The sequence below is a fragment of the Cellulomonas phragmiteti genome (assembly GCF_016862775.1).
GTDB lineage: Bacteria > Actinomycetota > Actinomycetes > Actinomycetales > Cellulomonadaceae > Cellulomonas > Cellulomonas phragmiteti.
Genome location: NZ_BONP01000025.1, coordinates 15,031 through 33,127, shown reverse-complemented (window position 1 = coordinate 33,127; position 18,097 = coordinate 15,031). Strand labels below are relative to the sequence as shown.

Genomic DNA, 18,097 nt, shown 5'->3' with positions numbered 1-18,097 from the left:
CGTGGCCCCGACGTTCGACCGTGCGACGTGCCTCCTGGCACCGGCCCGCACGAGCTCTCCCCGAGCGCGTCGCTCGTCGACCCTCCATCGTCTGCGCCCTTCGGGGCGCGGCAACCGGCGCCGCACCAGCGCGCCGGCAGACACAACGAGAGAAGACATCATGGCCACCGGCACCGTGAAGTGGTTCAACGCTGAGAAGGGCTTCGGCTTCATCGCCCCCTCGGACGGCTCCGCCGACGTCTTCGCGCACTTCAGCGCGATCGTCTCGACGGGCGGCTTCCGCACGCTCGAGGAGAACCAGCAGGTCGAGTTCGAGGTCACGCAGGGCCCCAAGGGTCTGCAGGCGTCGGACATCCGTCCGCTCTGAACCACGAGCACCCGAAGGCCGCGCAGCGACTCGCTGTGCGGCCTTCGTCGTCCCCGGGCCGCACGCGGGGCGTCCCTCAGCGGGCCGCTCCCCGGCGGGCCCGCGCGACGACGCTCGCCAGGACCTCGTCGGTGTACACCGGGACGGGCTCGTCGGTGACGGCACCGTCCTCGAGCGTCGCCCACTGCCAGTGGGGGAGCACGTCCGCGGTCGTCGCGTCGTCGGCGAGCCGCAGGTCGAGCAGCACGGCGTAGCGGTACCCGAACCGCTGCTGGATGGCGCGGGCCACGGCGAGGTCGGCCGCGCCGGGCGCCGCCGCGGTCGCGTCGGCCGTCAGCTCCACCAGCAGCAGGTTGTGCTCGGGCCCCAGCCGGCCGCGCTGGTGGACGATGAGGTGCGGCGGTCGGTGCGTGGCGCCGTCGAGCCGCACCGACGACTCCAGGACCATGCCCGAGCGGTCGTAGTCCGCGTCGACGTCCCACGTCTTCTCGATCGAGCCCCGCAGGGCCCAGCCGAGGTGGAACGAGATGGTGCGTGCGGAGGGGCGGCTCGTGCCGGCGGAGGGCGCGAACAGCGTCCACTCGTCGACGAGCGTCGTGGTGAGCGCGATACGCACCCGGGCCTGCAGGTCGGCGAGCAGCATGACGGGACGCTACTCCCGGACGTACCGGCACGGACAGGACCTCCGGCGGATGGGACGCGCGTCACACGGCGCGTCCCATGGCGCGTCCCACCGCGTCACACCATGCCGAGCTGCTCCCGCACCGGCGCGAGGCCCTCGATCCGGACGTCGAGCCGCAGCGCGTCGGGCCGCGCGTCCCAGTCCGCGCGGTCGAGGACGAACAGCTGGCTGTCGACGGGCCCGCCCTCGCGCGCCTGGTGCAGGATGCCGTTGGGCCGGTAGCCGATCTTGCGGCTGACGCCCGACGAGCCGGGGTTGTCGACGAACGCCGAGCTGGTGGCGTGCAGCGCGTCGAACCCCTCGAAGAGCAGGTGCAGGATCAGCAGCCGCATGCGCGTGCCCACGCCGCCGTGCTGGTGCGCCAGCCCCAGCCACGAGCCGGTCTCGGCCGTCCGCGTGACCAGGTAGTCCTTGCCGTAGACGCCCTGCGTGCCCAGCGGACGGCCGTCGCGCACCACCGCGAGCTCGAACGCCCAGTCGGTGGGGGACATCCGCTGCCGCAGGCCCCACTGGTAGGTCATGACGCTGCGCGCCACCTGCGTCGGCGTGCCACGCGTCCACGGTACGAGGAACGGCATGGCGTCCGGACGGTGGACGCCCTGGGCCGCGAGCCGTGCCAGGTCGAGCAGCATCCGGTCGTCCGGTGCGCGCAGCTCGAGGTCCCCGCTGACGACCCGCAGGCCGGTCAGCGGCCAGATGTCGACGTCGGTGAGGTCCGTGGCGGACGGCGGGGCGGAGGTCGTGTCACTCACCCCCGCAGCGTCCCGGTCCGGCGTCGACGCGTCAACCGACGGACCACGAGGGCGCCGCGCGCAACACGCGACGCCCTCGCGCGGCGTCCGACCGCCCCCGCGCCGGACACCGGGCCCGGGCGGACGGAATCGGGCCGCCCGCCCGGGTCGTGAATCGGTCCCGGTCCGGCGACCTCGGGGATCGAGCCGGACCGGGACCCGTCTGTCACCCCGCCGCGCAGGTGGCGCCGTTCACCGTGAACGACGTCGGTGCGGGGTTCTGGCCGGTGTGCGACCCGTTGAAGCCCAGGTCGACCGACGCGCCGGGCGCCAGCGTGGCGTTCCAGGCGGCACCGGTCGCGGTGACCCGGGTGCCCGTCTGGGACCACGTCGCGCTCCAGCCCTGCTGGACCTGCTGCCCGGCCGTGAGGTCGAACGCCAGGGACCACGTCAGCGGTGCCGTGCCCGTGTTCCGCAGCCGCACGGACGCCGTGAAGCCGGTGTTCCAGCTGCTGGCGGTGTACGTGACGGCGCACGTGGCCGGGCCGGAGGTCGGCGTGGGTGTGGGTGTCGGTGTGACCGTCGGCGTCGGCGTGGGTGTCACCGTGGGCGTGGGTGTCGGTGTGGGTGTCACCGTCGGTGTGGGTGTCGGCGTCACCGTCGGCGTCGGTGTCGGCGTCGGAGTCGGCGTCGGCTCCACCGACCCGTCGGGCACCGTGCCCCACAGCAGCGTGGCGCCCTCGTGCAGCGTGATGCCCCGGGTCTTGACCGGGTCGCCCGTCGCCGGCAGCCCGACGAACGACGGGTCGTTGGTCGCGTTCCACTGCAGGGTCCCCTGGACGCGGAACTGGATCTCGCGCCGGTGCTGCGACTGTCCGCCGGGGTGGATGTTCTGCCCCGCGCAGCCGATCTCGGCGTAGTAGAGCGACCCGGACGCCTGCTTGACGGCGGCGGGCTGGCTGCCGCACTCGCTGTAGTTCGTCGAGACGGACAGGCTCGAGGCCGGCACGCCCTCGTCGAGCGTGAACCAGTAGCGGATCGACGCGTTGGTCAGGGAGCGGGCGGGGAAGGCCGAGCGGTTCCGGATGATGGCCTTGACCTCGGTGAAGGCGCCGGACTGCGGCTGGTTGAGCTTCGCCTCGACGAAGAACTCGTCCTGGTCGGGCGTCTCCGGCTGCGGGAAGGACGCCAGCGGCGTGCCGCCGTACTCGGCCGTGAGGTAGGCCAGGGCGCTGGTGAACCCGGCGTTGTAGTCCGTGGCGACCTCGTTGGCCACGTAGTCGCCGCGGTCGTCGACGTACGCGTCGTTGGCCGAGCCCGGACCGCCGACGAGCGCGCCGTACAGCACGTGCCGTGTCTCGACCGGGTCCTTCAGGGAGTCGAGCCAGGAGCCGTGGGCCGTGCGGTGGTGCGGGTTCTTCGGCGGGTTGGCCCCGAAGCCGACGACGTACGACGACTTGCGGGGGTTGTCACCCAGCGCGTAGTTGATCTGCCGCACACCGAAGTCGTGGTAGCGGGCCTTGCGGGTCGCGTCGGTCAGCCAGTCCGCGTAGACGAGCGCGACGAACGAGGTGTTGGCGGCGTACCGCAGCGCGCCCCAGGAGTCCAGGACGGCCATGCCGCCGGGGGAGTAGGTCACGCGCTGGCCGTTGACCCCGACGGTCCAGTAGTCGAGCCAGCGGTTCGTGTCGTCCACGTACTTCTGCTTGCCCGTCTCCATCGCCAGCAGCGCGTACGCGGCGTAGGACTTGTCGTCCCAGGCCACGGTCCACTTGTACGACTTCGTCGACGTCTGGTTCTCGTTGCTGAGCTTGTCGTACTCCGCCTCGGCCTTGGCCAGGTACGTCGCGTCACCCGTGGCCTTGTACAGCCAGTACGCGCCCCAGACCAGCTCGTCCTGGTAGCCGGACCACGACCGGTAGAACGACTGGGCGTCGGTGACGCAGTCGGAGTACTTGCCCCGGTAGGTGTCGGCGAACGTGTAGAGCTGCTTGGCGTGGGTCAGCAGGGTCGCGGAGTAGGCGGGGTCGGCCTGCCGGAAGACGAGCGACGCGGAGGCCATCGACGCGGCGGTCTCGGCGGCGGCGTCGGACCCCGGGCACGCGGCGGTGATCTTGTAGGCGGGGCGCGCCATGGTCATGACCTCGGCGGGGCCCCACCACTTGTGGTCGTCGTCGCCCTTGCCGACCTGCACGTAGAGCTCGTTGGGCGCGGTGTGCGCCTTGATGAAGTAGTCGTTGACGGTGCGCAGGTTGTCGCGCAGCTCGTCGGTCTGGCCGGCCTGGGTGTAGCCCGCAGGGCTCTCGAGGGCGCCCCACGCGAGCATCGTCGCGGTGAAGGCCATCGGCAGGCCGAACTTCACGTGGTCGCCGGCGTCGTACCAGCCGCCGGTGAGGTCCTTGCCGACGTCCTTGCCGTCGTCGAGCGCGGAGTCGCCGCGCCACGAGACGGGGTAGTTCGCCGGCAGGTCGCCCGAGCGCTGCGCCTGGTAGAAGAACATCGACTTCTGCAGCGCCTCGGCGTAGTTGTACGCGGGCGCGGCCTGCGCGGCCTGGGCCGGCAGCGTGACGGCTCCGGCGACGACCGCGACGGCGGCGGCGCCGGCCCACAGCGCGCGTCCTCGCGAGCGGCGGGTGGAGGTGCGGGGCATGGCACGTCCCTTCAGACGGGGAACGAGCGCTGGTGGAGCGCTCCCACGGGCGCGGCACGCGGGACGACGCCGACGTCGCACCAGGTGGGGGCCCGCGCTGATGGTGCTGAGGCGGGGCGGCGGCGGTCAACGCCTGAAACATTTAGCCATCACGCACGCCGGCCCCGGACCGTCGAGGACGGGCCGAGGCCGGTGGTGCGGTGCGCCGTGCGGCGCGGTGCGTCAGGACGCGGGCGTCTCGCCGGCGTCCGGCGTCGTGTCGGGCGTCTTCGGGGTGGAGCGGCGGGTGGCCTTGCGCGCGGTCTCCTGCGCGACCTCCTTGGCCTCCTTGGCCTTGTCGCCGATCTCCTCGCTCGCGTGGGCCACCGCCTCGGCCGCCTTGTCGGCTGCCTCGCGGCCCTTGGCGACGGCCGTGCCGGCGGCCTCGCCCACGGCGTCCGCCGCGTCGCCGACGGCCGTCTGGGCGCGCGCCTTGAGGGACTCGCCACCCAGGGAGTCGGCCGGCTCCCAGGGCTCGGCCCACGGGTCGGTCGTCGAGCGCGAGCGCATCCAGGCGAACGCGGCGGCGCCCGCTCCGGCGAGACCCGCGACGACCCAGAACACCTTGGCGCCCGAGTGCTTGCGCTCGGCCTTGGCGGCCTGCTTGGCGGCCTTCTTCGCGGCCTTGGCCAGCTTCTTGGAGTGCTTGCCGGCGTGCACCGCCGCCGCGTCCGCGGCGTGCTCCACCTGGGCGCCGGCCTTGACGGCAGCGTCGTTGAGAGCGGCCACCAGCTTGGGGATCAGCTCGTCCACGAGCTTGTCGTGGGCGTTGTCGATGGCCGGGGTGGCCTTCTTCGCGGCCTTCTCGACCTGGGGCGCCGCGGACTTCACGCTCTCCTTGTAGAGGTGGTCGACGCGCGGCAGCAGCCAGGCGACGAACGCCTCGACCTTGGGCGTCGTCCACTCCTTGGCGTGCCCGGCGGCGTCGCCGGCCCGCGCGGCCGCGTCCTTGGCGCCGTCGGCGAACGAGGCGCCGAGGTCGGCTGCCTGCCCCTTGAGGCGTTCGGTGTCCACGTCGATCTTCGGACGATGGGTCATGTGCCACTCCCGCGCTGTGTTGGCTGGTCTCGGCTTGATCGGTTCGACGCTGTGACCTCCCACTCTGCCACTGTCCCCGTCGTCCCGCTCGGCGCGCGCCGGTGGTTCGCCCGCGGCGAGTCCGCCGCCCGCCAGGGCGCGGGGTCGGCGTCGGGTGCCAGACTGGACCCATGTTCGCGACCATCCACACGTCCGCCGGTGACATCCGGGTCGAGCTCTACGAGAACCACGCGCCGCGCACCGTCGAGAACTTCGTCGGTCTGGCCACCGGCTCCAAGGAGTGGGTCGACCCGTCCACGGGCGCACCCCGCACGGACCCGCTGTACGCCGGCGTCGTCTTCCACCGCGTCATCCCCGACTTCATGATCCAGGGCGGCGACCCGCTCGGGAACGGGCGCGGCGGCCCGGGCTACCAGTTCGACGACGAGATCCACCCCGAGCTGACCTTCTCGGAGCCCTACCTGCTCGCCATGGCCAACGCCGGCAAGCAGCTCAACCCGGTGACCGGCAAGGTCGGCGGCACCAACGGCTCGCAGTTCTTCATCTCGGTGGCGGCCACCACGTGGCTCAACGGCAAGCACACGATCTTCGGCAAGGTCGCGGACGACGCGAGCCGCGCGGTCGTCGACGCGATCGCCGCGACGCCCACGCGCCCGGGCGACCGCCCGGTGCAGGACGTCACGATCACCTCGATCACGGTGGAGGACTGAGATCAGCACCCCTGGCGTGCCGGGCGGCCCCCTCGCGGGGCCGCCCGCCGTGCCCGGTGACGGCACCGGGCCACCGCCCGTGTGCCCGCGTCACCCCGACCGCGAGGCCTACGTCCGCTGCCAGCGGTGCGCGCGACCCACGTGCCACGACTGCCAGCGAACCGCCCCCGTCGGTGTGCACTGCGTGGACTGCGTCGCGCAGGCCGCCCGGACCTCGCGCGAGGGGCGCACGCTCTTCGGTGGCCGGGTGCGCGGCGGCCGACCGGTCGTCACGCTGACGCTGATCGGGCTGTGCGTCGTCTCGTACGTGCTGCAGCTCGCCGTGCCGGCGTGGACGCCGCAGTGGTGGTTCGTCCCGGCCTGGGGCGCCCTCGAGCCGTGGCGGTTCCTCACCGCCGCCTTCCTGCACTCGCCCGGGCAGGTCTTCCACATCCTGTTCAACATGATCGCCCTGTGGATGATCGGCCCCTACCTGGAGTCGACGCTGGGACGGGCCAGGTTCGCCACGCTGTACCTGGTCAGCGCCCTGGGTGGCTCGGTCGGCGCCGTGCTCCTGGCCCCGGTGACGGGGACGTGGGGGACGGCCATGGTCGGGGCGTCCGGCGCCGTGTTCGGCATGTTCGGCGCCGTGCTGGTCGTGCTGCGGCGCACCGGGCGCGACGCCGGCCCCATCATCGGGATCCTCGTGCTCAACGGCGTCCTCGGGTTCGTGCTGCCGGGGATCGCCTGGCAGGCGCACCTCGGCGGCCTGGTCACCGGCGCGCTGCTCGGCGCCGCCTACGCGTACGCGCCGCGGGAGCACCGCGCGGTCGTCGGGTGGGCCGCGCCCGTGGCCCTGCTCGTCGTCCTGCTGGGGACGACGTGGGCGATGTACGCGTCGTACGGGCTGGCGTGACCCCGACCGGCACGATGCCGCCGGTGCGAACTACACCGGTGTAGTTCTCCACAGGTGTGTGCACCGCCTGTGGACGACGAGCGGCGCGGGATGTGGACGAGGCTGTGGGTACGCGGACCCACAGCCTCGGCACGGCGCCACCGCGGACCGCGAGGTCAGCGCCAGCGGGTGAGCATGCTGAAGCCCGCGATGATGATCGCGAACCCCACGGCCAGGTTCCACTGGCCGATGCCGGGGACCGGGTACGCGGCGCCCGGCGACAGGTACGTGACGACCAGCCACACGAGGCCGAAGATCATCAGGCCCAGCGACAGGGGCAGGAACCAGCGCGGCAGCGGCTTGGGCGCGGACGCCTTCGAGGGCGGCGGGGTGTACGTCGCCTTCTTGCGCGACTTCGACTCGGGCACGGGCGTGGCTCCTGTCTGCGACGGTGCGGTGAGCAGGCGGGGTGTCGACGTCACCGGACCGTCGGTACGGTGGGCCGTCCGGGTTCCCTGGTGTCGTCGACCTGCGGACCGGTGTCGGCGGGCCGCCGAACGTGACCTAGCGTAGTGCTGTCGTCCCGGTCCCCGTGCGGGGGCCCAGCGGAAGGAGGCGGTGATGACCCCGACCGCCGATGCCCGCGCCCCGCGCCCGCGCCGTCGAGGGCTGGGTCGCGGCGCCGTGTCCGTGGGCCTGGTGCTCGGGATGTCCGGCCTGCTGTTCACGGTCAACGCCCGCAGCTCCGGGACCGACGAGGTCCGCCACCCGCAGAACCTGCGTGAGCTCACGCAGAAGCAGGCGGCCAACGTCGAGCGGCTGTCCACCGAGGTCGACGCGCTGCGCGCGGAGGTCGAGGGGCTCACGGCCGAGCAGAACGCGCTCGCCGGCCGTCCCACGCTGACGGTGGGCGCGGGCGACCTCGTCGCGGGCGGCTCGACCCCCGTCACCGGGCGTGGGCTGACCGTCACCCTCGACGACGCCCCGGTCGACGCCCGGCGTGAGGAGCTCAACCCCGACCTCCTGGTGGTGCACCAGCAGGACATCCAGTCGGTGATGAACGCGCTCTGGGCGGGCGGGGCGGAGGCGATGGGGCTCATGGACCAGCGCGTGGTGTCCACGACGGGCGTGCAGTGCCAGGGCAACGTCCTGCGCCTGCACGGACGCATGTACTCGCCCCCGTTCGTCATCACCGTCATCGGCGATCCGGAGCGGCTGCGCGCCGCCCTGGACGAGGACACGGCCGTGCGCAACTACGTCCGCGACGCCGGCGAGCTGGGGCTGGGCTGGAACGTCGAGAACCGGGCGAGCGTCGAGCTGCCTGCCTACTCCGGGGCCACGGAGCTGACGTGGGCCCGGGTGCCCGACGACGTCGAGGTGCTGCCGTCGCAGCCCGCGCAGGCGGCCGTCGCGCGCGACCCGCGCTCGGGGGGTGACCTGTGAGCAGCCCTCCGGTCACGGTGCGCCCGCCCGCCCACGCGCGCACCGCGCGCACGCCCACCGCCTCGTCCATCGCCTACGGGATCGTCGGGGTCGTCGGCGAGCTGCTCATCACCGTGGGCGTGCTGCTGCTCGGGTTCCTCGTGTGGCAGCTGTGGTGGACGGACGTCGAGGGCAACGCCGCGCAGGCGGAGATCGTGCGCGACCTGGGGTTCGCGCCGCCGGTCGTCGCGGAGGAGGACGACGGCGTCGCCGAGCCGCGCCGCGACGAGCCCCCCGTGATCGACGAGCCCCCGCACGCGACGTCGTTCGCGACGCTGCAGGTGCCGCGCTGGGTCGGCGAGCAGGAGCGCCCGATCTCCCAGGGGACCGACCGGCCGACGGTGCTCGACGTGCTGGGCATCGGCCACTACGAGGGCACCGCGATGCCGGGCGGGGTCGGCAACTTCGCCCTGGCGGGTCACCGCGTGACGTTCGGCAAGCCGTTCAACCGGATCGAGGAGCTCCAGGTCGACGATGCGCTGGTCGTGCGCACGGCGGACACCTGGTACGTCTACAAGGTCACGGAGATGGAGGTCGTCACGCCGGCCGACGTCCGCGTGATCGCACCCGTGCCCAACGAGCCCGGCGTCGAGCCCACCGAGCGGTTCATCACCCTGACCACGTGCCACCCGATGTTCTCGGCGCGCGAGCGGTACATCGTCCACGGCGTGCTCGACTACTGGGCCCCGGTGTCCGACGGGACGCCCGCGGAGCTGCTCGGATGACGGCCCCGCTGACCGGCACGCGGGACCCGGCTGGGCGGACGACGACGGGAGGCTCATGATGTACGGATGGTTGTGGCGGCACCTGCCGGGCCCGGCTCCCGTGCGCGTGCTCCTCTCGGCCGTGCTCGCCGCCGCGGTGCTCGCGGCGTGCTTCCTGTGGGTGTACCCGGCGATCGCGCCGTTCATGCCCTTCAACGAGACCACGGTGGGTGAGTGATGACGCGGATCCTCGTCGTCGACAACTACGACTCGTTCGTCTACACGATCGTCGGCTACCTCGACCAGCTGGGCGCGACGACGGAGGTCGTGCGCAACGACGCCGTGCCGCCGGCCGAGGAGCGCGCCGGGTACGACGGCGTGCTCGTGTCCCCCGGTCCCGGCACGCCGGCCGACGCGGGCGCGAGCATCCAGGTGATCCGCGACTGCGCCGCGAGCGGCACGCCCATGCTGGGCGTGTGCCTGGGCCACCAGGCCCTCGGTGAGGTGTTCGGTGGCACCGTCACGCACGCACCGGAGCTCATGCACGGCAAGACGAGCCCCGTCGAGCACGACGGGCAGGGCGTGCTGACCGGCCTGCCGACCCCCTTCACGGCGACGCGGTACCACTCGCTGGCGGTCGTCGACGGCACGTTCAGCGACGAGCTGGTCGTCACCGCCCGCACCCACGGCATTGTCATGGGCCTGCAGCACCGTGAGCTGCCGCTGCACGGCGTGCAGTTCCACCCCGAGTCCGTGCTCACCGAGGGTGGTCACCGCCTGCTGGCCAACTGGCTGCAGGTGTGCGGCGCGGACGACGCCGTCGAGCGGTCCGTGGGTCTGCACCCGCTCGTGCGCCTCTGACGCACGCCACCACCCCCGACGACGAACCCCGCGACGACGAACGCCCCCGGCCACGCGGCCGGGGGCGTTCTCGTCGTGCTGCGGACTCAGCCGCCGTTGTTCCCGCCGCCCTGCGTGGGGCTCGGGCTGGCAGTCGGGTTGTTGCCGCCGCCCGGCCCGCTGGGTCCGCGGGACACCCGCAGCGTGACCCGCTGCTCCTTGGCGATCTGCGTGCCGCCGCTGGGGTCGGACGACACGACGGTGCCCGCGGGCTCGTCGGACTGCACCTCCTCGCGCGCCACGTTCGTCAGGCCGGCAGCCGTCAGGGCCTGCACCGCCATCTCGTACGTCATGCCCCGCAGGTTCGTCGGGACGGCCGCGGTGCTCGGCGCCTCGGCGATCCCGAGCCGCACGGTCGTGCCCTGCGGCACGATGTCGCCCTCCGCGCGGTCCTGCGAGACGACGTTGCCCTCGGGCTCCGTGGACTCCACGCCCGAGGTGTTCACGCGCAGCCCCAGGGCGGCGAGCTCCTCGGTCGCGACCTCGACGTTCTTGCCGGTGACGTTGGGGACCACCACGTTGCCGGACGACACGTACAGCGTGACGGTCGCACCGGCCCGCACGGGCGCGTTCGCCGCCGGGTCCGTCTTGGTGACGCGGTCCTTGGGCACCGTCGGGCTGTCCTCGCGCTGCCGGGTGGGCGACACGACCAGGCCGGCGGCCTCCAGCAGGTCGACGGCCTCGGCCTCCGTCCTGCCCGCGACGTCCGGCACCGTGACCTCGGCCGGGCCCGTCGAGATGTAGACGAGGACCTCGGACTCCTTGTCGACGACCGTGCCCTCGGCGGGGTCGGTGCGCGTCGCGAGGCCCGCCTCGAGGTCGCTGGTCTCCTGCGCGGGCTTCGGGAGCAGGTCCGCCTCGCGGATCGCCGCGAATGCCTCCTCCTGGGACAGGCCGGCGACCGCGGGGACCTCGACGGTGGTCTCGGGCGGTGGCGCCTGGTTCGCGACGATGGCCCAGATGATCCCGCCGACCGCGAGGATCGCGACGGCGGCGAGCACCCAGATCAGCCAGGGCCGCTTGTTCTCGTCCTCGTCCTCCGGCTGCTGAGTCGTCGTCGCCAGGCCCGTCGCCCCCCAGGGCGCGGTGGCCGGGGGCATGGCCTGCGTCGTGGCGACGGGCGGGGCCATCACCTGCGTGGCCTCGGAGGCCGGCACGGCGGCCAGCGCCGCGCCGACGGCCGGCGCGTTGACGTGGCCCCCGCGCAGCACGGCCTCGAGGTCCGCGCGGAACTCCGCGGACGACGAGTAGCGGGCGTCGCGCTCCTTGGCCAGGGCCTTGAGCGTGATGCGGTCCAGCGCCTCCGGGACGTCGGACGCGATCGTGCTCGGCACCGGCGGGATCTCCCGCACGTGCTGGTAGGCGACGGCGACGGGGGAGTCGCCGACGAACGGGGGACGCCCCGTGAGCAGCTCGAACAGCAGGCAGCCCGTGGAGTACAGGTCGGAGCGTGCGTCCACCTGCTCGCCGCGCGCCTGCTCGGGGGACAGGTACTGCGCGGTGCCGATGACGGCCTGCGTCTGCGTCATCGTCGCGGCGGAGTCCGCGACGGCGCGCGCGATGCCGAAGTCCATGACCTTGACCGCGCCCGTGGGCGTGATCATGACGTTGGCGGGCTTGATGTCGCGGTGGACGATGCCCGCGTGGTGCGAGTACTCCAGCGCGGAGAGCACGCCCGCGGTGATCTCGATGCCCTCGTCGATCGGCACGGCGTGCCCGTCGCGCAGGATGTCCCGGACCGTGTGGCCCTCGACGTACTCCATGACGATGAACGGCACGTGCGCGACGGTGCCGGTGGGCTCGGTGAAGACGTCCTCGCCGGTGTCGTAGACGGCGACGATCGCGGGGTGGTTCAACGCGGCGGCCGACTGCGCCTCACGGCGGAACCGTGCCTGGAAGGTGGGGTCGCGCGCCAGGTCGGAGCGCAGGATCTTGATGGCGACCGTGCGGCCCAGGCGCGTGTCGTGCCCGATGTGCACCTCGGCCATGCCGCCGCGACCGATGAGCTCGCCGACCTCGTACCTGCCGGCGAGGATGCGGGATCCGTCGTCCACCACTAGGAGTCCTTCACTTCCGTCGGTCGGGGGTCGTCGGCGCGAGCCGGTCCCCCGTCTGCCGGGGCGGACGTGCCGTTCCCGGTCGGTTCTGCGGCGATCATCCCACCTGGTGGGCCGCCACGAGGGTACTCGGCGGCCACCGTGCGGACGGGGAGGTCCTCGGCACCCGAGCCCAGGAGCCGGTCGGCCAGGGCCGCACCCAGCAGGGCGACCAGCACGAGCACGAGCGCGACCAGCGGCAGGCGCAGCCGTCGCACCCAGGCGAGCGCGGTGGCGAGCAGCCCGTCGACGCCGGCCGAGGCGTCCGACCCGTGGCGGCTGCGCCGCGACCCGTCGTCCGTGGCCGTGCGGCCCGCGCGCTCGCGGCGCGACGGCGGGTACGACGGGGGCGTCCCGGGGCCGTCGGCGTCGGCGCGGTGCGTGGCTGCGTCGGGGTCCGTGCGGGGGCCCGTGGCCGCGCGGCGGTCCTCGCGGGCGCGGGACGGCTTGCCGACCAGCACGGCGACGCCCGACGGGGGGGTCTGGGGCACGAGCCGGTCGAGGAGGTCGGCGAGCTCCTCACCCGAGGAGGGTCGCTCCGTCGGCTCCTTGGACAGCAGGCGCAGCACGAGTGCCGCGAGCTTCTTGTCGACCGACGCGGGCAGCGGCGGGACGGGGTCGTTGACGTGCGCGACCGCGATGTCGACGGCGGTGGGGCCGGTGAACGGCCGCTTGCCGGCCAGGCCCTCGTACGCCACGACGCCCAGCGAGTACAGGTCGGACAGCGGCGTCGCGGGACGCCCGACGGCCTGCTCGGGCGACAGGTACTGGGCGGTGCCCATGACCATGCCCGTCGCGGTCATCGTCTTCTGGTCGGCGGCCAGCGAGACGCCGAAGTCGGTGATCTTCACCTTGCCGGACCGTGCGAGCAGGATGTTGCCCGGCTTGACGTCGCGGTGCACCACGCCCGCCAGGTGGGCGGCGTGCAGGCCGCGGGCCGTCTGGGCGAGCATCGGCAGCAGGCGGCGCGGCGGCAGGACGGGCTCGCGCTCGAGCAGGTCCGACAGCGGCTCGCCGACGACGAGCTCCATGACCAGGTACGCCGAGCCGTCCTGCTCGCCGTAGTCGAACAGCGCGGCGATGTGCGGGTGGTGCAGCGCGGCGGAGTTGCGCGCCTCGGTGCGGAACCGCTCGAGGAACCCGACGTCGCCGGCGAACTCGTCGCGCAGGACCTTCACGGCCACGGCACGTGCGAGGGCGTCGTCGTTGGCCTCCCACACCTCGCCCATGCCGCCGACGGCGATGCGGCGCAGCAGCCGGTAGCGGCCACCGCCCAGCGCGACACCCGGTGCGGTCCTCATGAGGCCAGCACCGCCTGGATCACGGCGCGGGCGATGGGCGCGGCGACCGCGCCGCCGGTCGCCTCGTTGCCGAGGCTGCCGCCGTTCTCGACGATCACGGCGACCGCGACCCGCGGGGCCTCGGCCGGCGCGAAGGCGGTGAACCACGCGTGCGGGGGCTGTCCCTCGACGGTCTGCGCCGTGCCCGTCTTGCCCGCGACCTGGACGCCGTCGATGCGGGCGGAGCGCCCGGTGCCGGACTCGACCACACCCACCATCATCTGCGTGAGGGCGCTCGCCGTGGCCGCCGACACGGCGTCGGAGTACGTCTGGGGCTCCGTGCGCGACACGACGGTGAGGTCCGCGGCGCGCACGGTGTCGACGAGGTAGGGGGTCATGAGCCGGCCGCCGTTGGCGATCGCGGAGGCGACCATCGCCATCTGCAGCGGCGACGCCTGCACGTCGCGCTGCCCGATCGAGGACTGCGCGAGCACCGCCGGGTCGAGCCCGCTGGGGAACACCGACTCCACGACGGGCATGGGCACGCGCTGCTCGGCGTCGAGGAACCCGAAGCGCTGCGACTGCTCGCGCAGCGCGTCCTCGCCGAGCGTCATGCCCAGGCTGGCGAACGCCGTGTTGCAGGACGTGCGCAGCGCGTCCGCGAGGGTCACCTGGTCGCCGCCGCAGCTGCCCCCGCCGAAGTTGCCGATGGTCGCCGACGTCTGGGGCAGCTCGAGCTGCACCGGGGACGGCACCGGGGTGTCGGCCGTGTAGGCGCCGGACTCCAGCGCGGCCGCGGCGGTCACGAGCTTGAACGTGGACCCGGGCGCGTAGCGCTCCTGGGTGGCGTTGGAGCGCAGGGGGTTGCCCTCCGCCTGCGCGAGCGCCCGGTACTGCGCGGCCGCCTCGCTGGTGGAGTGCACCGCCAGCACGTTGGGGTCGAACCCGGGGGTGGACACCAGCGCGAGGATCCGGCCGGTGGAGGGCTCGAGCGCGACGACGGCCCCGTGCTGGTCGCCCAGGCCGTCGCGTGCGGCCTGCTGCGCGGCGGGCAGGATCGTCGTCTCGACGGCGGCACCCTCGGGCCGCTTGCCCGTCAGCAGGTCACGGATGCGGGTGAAGAACAGCTGGTCGGAGCGGCCGGTGAGCTGGTCGTTCTCGTGCTCCTCGATCTGGCTGCGTCCGTTGGAGATCGAGTAGAAGCCGGTGACGGCGGAGTACAGGTCGCCGTGCGCGTACGTGCGCTGGTACCCGAAGGGGTCGTCGACGGGCACGGAGGACGCGACGGCCTCGCCGCCCACGACGATCGGCCCGCGCGCGTTGCCGTGCTCGCGGTACAGGGTGCGCACGTTGCGCGGGTCGGTGTTCAGCGACTCGGCCTGGAAGAACTGGACCCACGTCGCCGAGCCCATGAGGGCCACGAACATGACGAGCGTGATCGTCGCGAGGCGCCGCAGCGGGGTGTTCATCGCGTCCGACCTCCTCGTTCGTCCGTGCCCGGCTCGGTGGTGCTGGTGCCGTCGGTGCCCAGGTGGGCGGTGGGGCTGTCGTCGGGGGCGGGCCCGTCGCCGTCGTCGGCCCGGGTCGCGGTCGACGTGCGGACCGGCGCCTCGCCGACCACCACCGGGGTGCCGACCGCGGGTGTCCCGGTGCGGCCGGTGCTGCGCCCGCCGCCGACGGGCCGGGAGCGGCCGGGGGCGGACAGCGGGATGCCGATGTCGGGTGTCGCGACCGCGCGCACCGCGGGCACGGGCCGGCGCGCCTCGTCGGAGATGCGCAGCAGGAGCGCCGCGATGACCCAGTTGGCGACCAGGGACGAGCCGCCGTACGCGAGGAACGGCGTCGTCAGGCCCGTCAGCGGGATGAGGCGCGTCACGCCCCCGACGACGACGAACAGCTGGAACGCCATGACGAACGACAGGCCGCCGGCGAGGAGCTTGCCGAACCCGTCGCGGACGCCGATCGCGGTGCGCAGCCCCCGGGACACGAGGATCGTGTAGAGCAGCAGGATCGCCAGCAGCCCCGTCAGGCCGAGCTCCTCGCCGAGCGCCGCGACGATGAAGTCGGAATAGGAGAACGGAACCAGGTCCGGGCGGCCCTGGCCCAGCCCGGTGCCGAACAGGCCGCCGCTGGCCATCCCGAACAGCCCGGCGACGAGCTGCCCGGACCCGCCGGGCGACCGGTTGTAGATGTCGCTGTCCAGCGCGTGCAGCCACACGTCGAAGCGTGCGCCGACGTGCCCGAACGTGGCCGCCGCGGCGGCCGCACCACCGACGAACAGCACGAGGCCGATGACGATCCACGACGTCCGCTCGGTCGCCAGGTACAGCACGGCGACGAACAGCCCGAAGAAGAGCAGCGACGTGCCGAGGTCGCGCTGCAGGACGAGGACCACCAGGGACGCCGCCCACACGAGGATGATCGGGCCGAGGTCGCGCGCGCGGGGCAGCTGCAGGCCCAGCACGCGCTTGCCGGCCAGTGCGAGGGTGTCGCGGTGCGTCACGAGGTAGCCGGCGAAGAAGACGGCCAGCGCGATCTTCGCGAACTCGGCGGGCTGCATGCCGACAGGCCCGACGCGCACCCAGATCCGGGCGCCGTTGATGGTCTGCCCGAGGCCGGGGACGAGCGGCAGGAGGACGAGCACCAGACCGGCGACCATCGCGGTGTACGTGTAGCGGCGCAGGGTGCGGTGGTCGCGCAGCAGCACCAGCACGGCGATCGCCAGCGCGACGGAGATCGCGGTCCACGCGAGCTGGCGGTCGGCGATGTCCGCGTCGGCGCGGCCGCGCGCCGCGTACGCGATGGAGATGCGGTAGATCATCGCCAGGCCGATGCCGTTGAGCGCGACGACGACGGGCAGGATCACAGGGTCCGCGTAGGGCGCGCGCAGGCGCAGGACCACGTGCACGACGAGCGCGAGGACGGTGGTGCCGACGGCGTACGCGATGACGTGCGGGGGCACCGAGCCGGTCACGCCGAGGCCGGCGAGCACGTACCCGGCGATGCCGATGCCGAGGGCGGGCACGAGCAGCAGCAGCTCGGTCCCGCGCCCGGGCCGGACCCGGTGGGGCTGGACGCTGGCCATCACAGCGCGGTGGTGACCGCTGGGGGGCCGGGGGTCGGCGCGCCGGCCTCCGGCACGGGGTCGGCCGGGGGCGGGATCACGGGCTCGACGGGCTGCTCGGGCAGGGTCGTGTCCGGTGCCGGCGTCAGCGCGGGGCTCGGGGTCGGCAGCGGCGTGGGCGTCGGGGAGGGCTCGACGACGCCGTCGGCGAGCATCTCGACCAGGCGCCGTGCCTCGTCCAGCGACCCGGCGGTGATGGCCCCCTGGACGCGCTCGCGCAGGTAGCCGGGCAGGTCCTCGGCCTGGACGTCGGAGGTCTCGACGAGCGACGCGAGCTCCAGCGGGCCGAGCGTCTGGGGGATGCCGCGGTAGATCGCGACGGTGCCGTCGGGGGCGCCGACGTAGTACTGGGTCTGCGTCCACAGGTACCCGCCGGTGACGGCGGCGACCAGCGCGATCCCCACGGCCAGCCACGTCAGCACCAGGCCGCGGCGCCGCGGGGAGGGCTCGAGCGGCTCGTCCTCACGGCCGGGGGCGTCGCCGTCGGCCGGCTCGTCGGGGGTGTCGTCCTCGCCGGCCGGCGGGTCGGCGTCGGCGTCGGCGGGTGCGCCGCCGGCCCGGGCCTGGCGCGAGAGCCACGCGGCTCGGGCCGCAGGCCCGTCAGCCGCCGCCGAGGGGCGGTTGCGGCTGACCGCGGCGGCACCGACGACGGAGCTGGCGGTGGACGGCATCTTGCCGTCGGGGAGGTCGTCGAGCTCGACGACGTCGGCGAGGACGACGGTGACGTTGTCCGGCCCGCCGGCCCGCAGCGCGAGCTGCACCAGCCGGTCCGCGCACGCGTCGATGTCCTCGAGCTCGGCGAGGGTCTCCGCGATGGTCTCCGCGGAGACGTACCCGGACAGGCCGTCCGAGCACAGCAGCCACCGGTCGCCGGGGCGTGCCTCGCGGACCGACAGGTCGGCGGTCACGTCGCTGTCGAAGTCCCCGAGCACCCGCATGACGACGGACCGCTGCGGGTGGTGCTCGGCCTCCTCGGGCGTGATGCGGCCCGTGTCGACGAGGTGCTGCACGAACGTGTGGTCGGTGGTGACCTGCGTGAGGGTGCCCTCGCGGAACAGGTACCCGCGCGAGTCACCGAGGTGCACCATCGCCAGCTTGTTGCCGGTGCGCAGGATCGCCGTGACGGTCGTGCCCATGCCGGCGAGCTCGGGCTCGGCGTCGCTGCGCGCGATGATCTCGGAGCGGGCGTCGTCCAGGGCCGTCTCGAGCTCGTCGAGCGCGTCGTCCGGGCCGTGCGACTCCCCGTCGAGGGGCGCGAGCGCCGCGACCGCGACCGACGAGGCGACGTCGCCACCGGCGTGCCCCCCCATGCCGTCGGCGACGACGAGCAGGTGCGGCCCGGCGTACGCCGAGTCCTGGTTGTCCGAGCGGACGAGGCCGACGTCGGAGCGTGCGGCGTAGCGGAGGGCGACCGTCACTC

Annotated in this window: 17 protein-coding genes; 7 read left to right on the top strand and 10 right to left on the bottom strand. The window is 73.7% G+C overall.

Translation table 11 applies throughout. The features are described from left to right. The first annotated feature begins 160 nt into the window (after positions 1–160). Positions 161–367: a cold-shock protein gene (locus Cph01nite_RS15995; protein WP_089802810.1), complete on the top strand. Its 207-nt coding sequence runs from the start codon at positions 161–163 to the stop codon at positions 365–367. Between the two features lie 76 nt (positions 368–443). Here Cph01nite_RS15995 and Cph01nite_RS15990 read toward each other — a convergent pair whose 3' ends face one another. The 4 genes from Cph01nite_RS15990 to Cph01nite_RS15975 all read right to left on the bottom strand — a co-directional run bounded on the left by Cph01nite_RS15990 (position 444) and on the right by Cph01nite_RS15975 (position 5,507). Continuing rightward, positions 444–1,010 (bottom strand): hypothetical protein, encoded by a 567-nt coding sequence (locus tag Cph01nite_RS15990; protein ID WP_203675686.1) that lies wholly within the window; start codon positions 1,008–1,010, stop codon positions 444–446. A 95-nt stretch (positions 1,011–1,105) separates the two neighbouring features. Next, the gene (locus Cph01nite_RS15985) at positions 1,106–1,801 is read right to left on the bottom strand and encodes a GNAT family N-acetyltransferase (RefSeq protein ID WP_203675685.1); all 696 of its coding nucleotides are present in this window, start codon (positions 1,799–1,801) and stop codon (positions 1,106–1,108) included. 205 nt (positions 1,802–2,006) lie between these two features. Then, on the bottom strand, positions 2,007–4,430 hold the full coding sequence (locus Cph01nite_RS15980) for a glycoside hydrolase family 9 protein (protein ID WP_203675684.1): 2,424 nt from the start codon (positions 4,428–4,430) through the stop codon (positions 2,007–2,009). 222 nt (positions 4,431–4,652) lie between these two features. After that, positions 4,653–5,507, bottom strand: coding sequence for a hypothetical protein (locus Cph01nite_RS15975; RefSeq protein WP_203675683.1), 855 nt, complete (start codon positions 5,505–5,507; stop codon positions 4,653–4,655). A 170-nt stretch (positions 5,508–5,677) separates the two neighbouring features. Here Cph01nite_RS15975 and Cph01nite_RS15970 point away from each other — a divergent pair, with 170 nt between their 5' ends. Next, a complete protein-coding gene (locus Cph01nite_RS15970; RefSeq protein ID WP_203675682.1) occupies positions 5,678–6,217 on the top strand; it encodes a peptidylprolyl isomerase in 540 nt (179 codons plus the stop codon). Between the two features lie 184 nt (positions 6,218–6,401). Further along, a complete protein-coding gene (locus Cph01nite_RS15965; protein ID WP_308439447.1) occupies positions 6,402–7,112 on the top strand; it encodes a rhomboid family intramembrane serine protease in 711 nt (236 codons plus the stop codon). Positions 7,113–7,267: 155 nt separating this feature from the next. On the opposite strand, the gene Cph01nite_RS15960 is transcribed toward Cph01nite_RS15965, so the two are convergent. Continuing rightward, the gene (locus tag Cph01nite_RS15960; RefSeq protein ID WP_373307594.1) at positions 7,268–7,573 is read right to left on the bottom strand and encodes a cell division protein CrgA; all 306 of its coding nucleotides are present in this window, start codon (positions 7,571–7,573) and stop codon (positions 7,268–7,270) included. Positions 7,574–7,712: 139 nt separating this feature from the next. Between Cph01nite_RS15960 and Cph01nite_RS15955 the strand changes: the two genes are divergently transcribed. The 4 genes from Cph01nite_RS15955 to Cph01nite_RS15940 are packed head-to-tail and all read left to right on the top strand — an operon-like array spanning position 7,713 to position 10,138. After that, complete coding sequence (locus Cph01nite_RS15955; RefSeq protein WP_203675681.1) at positions 7,713–8,534, top strand: DUF881 domain-containing protein; 822 nt, start codon at positions 7,713–7,715, stop codon at positions 8,532–8,534. After that, positions 8,531–9,298 (top strand): class E sortase, encoded by a 768-nt coding sequence (locus tag Cph01nite_RS15950; protein ID WP_203675680.1) that lies wholly within the window; start codon positions 8,531–8,533, stop codon positions 9,296–9,298. Before Cph01nite_RS15955 ends, Cph01nite_RS15950 begins: the two co-directional genes overlap by 4 nt. A gap of 55 nt (positions 9,299–9,353) precedes the next feature. Next, on the top strand, positions 9,354–9,515 hold the full coding sequence (locus tag Cph01nite_RS15945; RefSeq protein WP_203675705.1) for a hypothetical protein: 162 nt from the start codon (positions 9,354–9,356) through the stop codon (positions 9,513–9,515). Next, positions 9,515–10,138 carry an aminodeoxychorismate/anthranilate synthase component II gene (locus tag Cph01nite_RS15940; protein WP_203675679.1) on the top strand — a complete coding sequence of 208 codons (624 nt, stop codon included), beginning with the start codon at positions 9,515–9,517 and terminating at the stop codon, positions 10,136–10,138. Before Cph01nite_RS15945 ends, Cph01nite_RS15940 begins: the two co-directional genes overlap by 1 nt. 86 nt (positions 10,139–10,224) lie before the next feature. Here Cph01nite_RS15940 and pknB read toward each other — a convergent pair whose 3' ends face one another. From pknB to Cph01nite_RS15915, 5 genes are read right to left on the bottom strand one after another with little or no spacing between them, the layout of a single operon-like run. Continuing rightward, positions 10,225–12,234, bottom strand: coding sequence for a Stk1 family PASTA domain-containing Ser/Thr kinase (gene pknB, locus Cph01nite_RS15935; protein ID WP_203675678.1), 2,010 nt, complete (start codon positions 12,232–12,234; stop codon positions 10,225–10,227). After that, on the bottom strand, positions 12,234–13,574 hold the full coding sequence (locus tag Cph01nite_RS15930) for a serine/threonine-protein kinase (protein ID WP_203675677.1): 1,341 nt from the start codon (positions 13,572–13,574) through the stop codon (positions 12,234–12,236). The genes pknB and Cph01nite_RS15930 overlap by 1 nt, the downstream gene beginning before the upstream one ends. Beyond that, on the bottom strand, positions 13,571–15,022 hold the full coding sequence (locus tag Cph01nite_RS15925; protein ID WP_203675676.1) for a peptidoglycan D,D-transpeptidase FtsI family protein: 1,452 nt from the start codon (positions 15,020–15,022) through the stop codon (positions 13,571–13,573). Before Cph01nite_RS15925 ends, Cph01nite_RS15930 begins: the two co-directional genes overlap by 4 nt. Beyond that, on the bottom strand, positions 15,019–16,638 hold the full coding sequence (locus Cph01nite_RS15920) for an FtsW/RodA/SpoVE family cell cycle protein (protein ID WP_239069313.1): 1,620 nt from the start codon (positions 16,636–16,638) through the stop codon (positions 15,019–15,021). The genes Cph01nite_RS15925 and Cph01nite_RS15920 overlap by 4 nt, the downstream gene beginning before the upstream one ends. After that, positions 16,638–18,095: a Stp1/IreP family PP2C-type Ser/Thr phosphatase gene (locus Cph01nite_RS15915; protein ID WP_203675675.1), complete on the bottom strand. Its 1,458-nt coding sequence runs from the start codon at positions 18,093–18,095 to the stop codon at positions 16,638–16,640. The genes Cph01nite_RS15920 and Cph01nite_RS15915 overlap by 1 nt, the downstream gene beginning before the upstream one ends. Between the last annotated feature and the right edge of the window lie 2 nt (positions 18,096–18,097).

What these genes read in the sequence shown, in the direction of transcription:
- Cph01nite_RS15995 (WP_089802810.1), top strand. Translation starts at nt 161, where the DNA reads ATGGCCACCGGCACCGTGAAGTGGTTCAACGCTGAGAAGGGCTTCGGC.
- Cph01nite_RS15990 (WP_203675686.1), bottom strand. Translation starts at nt 1,010, where the DNA reads ATGCTGCTCGCCGACCTGCAGGCCCGGGTGCGTATCGCGCTCACCACG.
- Cph01nite_RS15980 (WP_203675684.1), bottom strand. Translation starts at nt 4,430, where the DNA reads ATGCCCCGCACCTCCACCCGCCGCTCGCGAGGACGCGCGCTGTGGGCC.
- Cph01nite_RS15975 (WP_203675683.1), bottom strand. Translation starts at nt 5,507, where the DNA reads ATGACCCATCGTCCGAAGATCGACGTGGACACCGAACGCCTCAAGGGG.
- Cph01nite_RS15970 (WP_203675682.1), top strand. Translation starts at nt 5,678, where the DNA reads ATGTTCGCGACCATCCACACGTCCGCCGGTGACATCCGGGTCGAGCTC.
- Cph01nite_RS15955 (WP_203675681.1), top strand. Translation starts at nt 7,713, where the DNA reads ATGACCCCGACCGCCGATGCCCGCGCCCCGCGCCCGCGCCGTCGAGGG.
- Cph01nite_RS15945 (WP_203675705.1), top strand. Translation starts at nt 9,354, where the DNA reads ATGATGTACGGATGGTTGTGGCGGCACCTGCCGGGCCCGGCTCCCGTG.
- Cph01nite_RS15940 (WP_203675679.1), top strand. Translation starts at nt 9,515, where the DNA reads ATGACGCGGATCCTCGTCGTCGACAACTACGACTCGTTCGTCTACACG.
- Cph01nite_RS15930 (WP_203675677.1), bottom strand. Translation starts at nt 13,574, where the DNA reads ATGAGGACCGCACCGGGTGTCGCGCTGGGCGGTGGCCGCTACCGGCTG.
- Cph01nite_RS15925 (WP_203675676.1), bottom strand. Translation starts at nt 15,022, where the DNA reads ATGAACACCCCGCTGCGGCGCCTCGCGACGATCACGCTCGTCATGTTC.
- Cph01nite_RS15920 (WP_239069313.1), bottom strand. Translation starts at nt 16,638, where the DNA reads ATGGCCAGCGTCCAGCCCCACCGGGTCCGGCCCGGGCGCGGGACCGAG.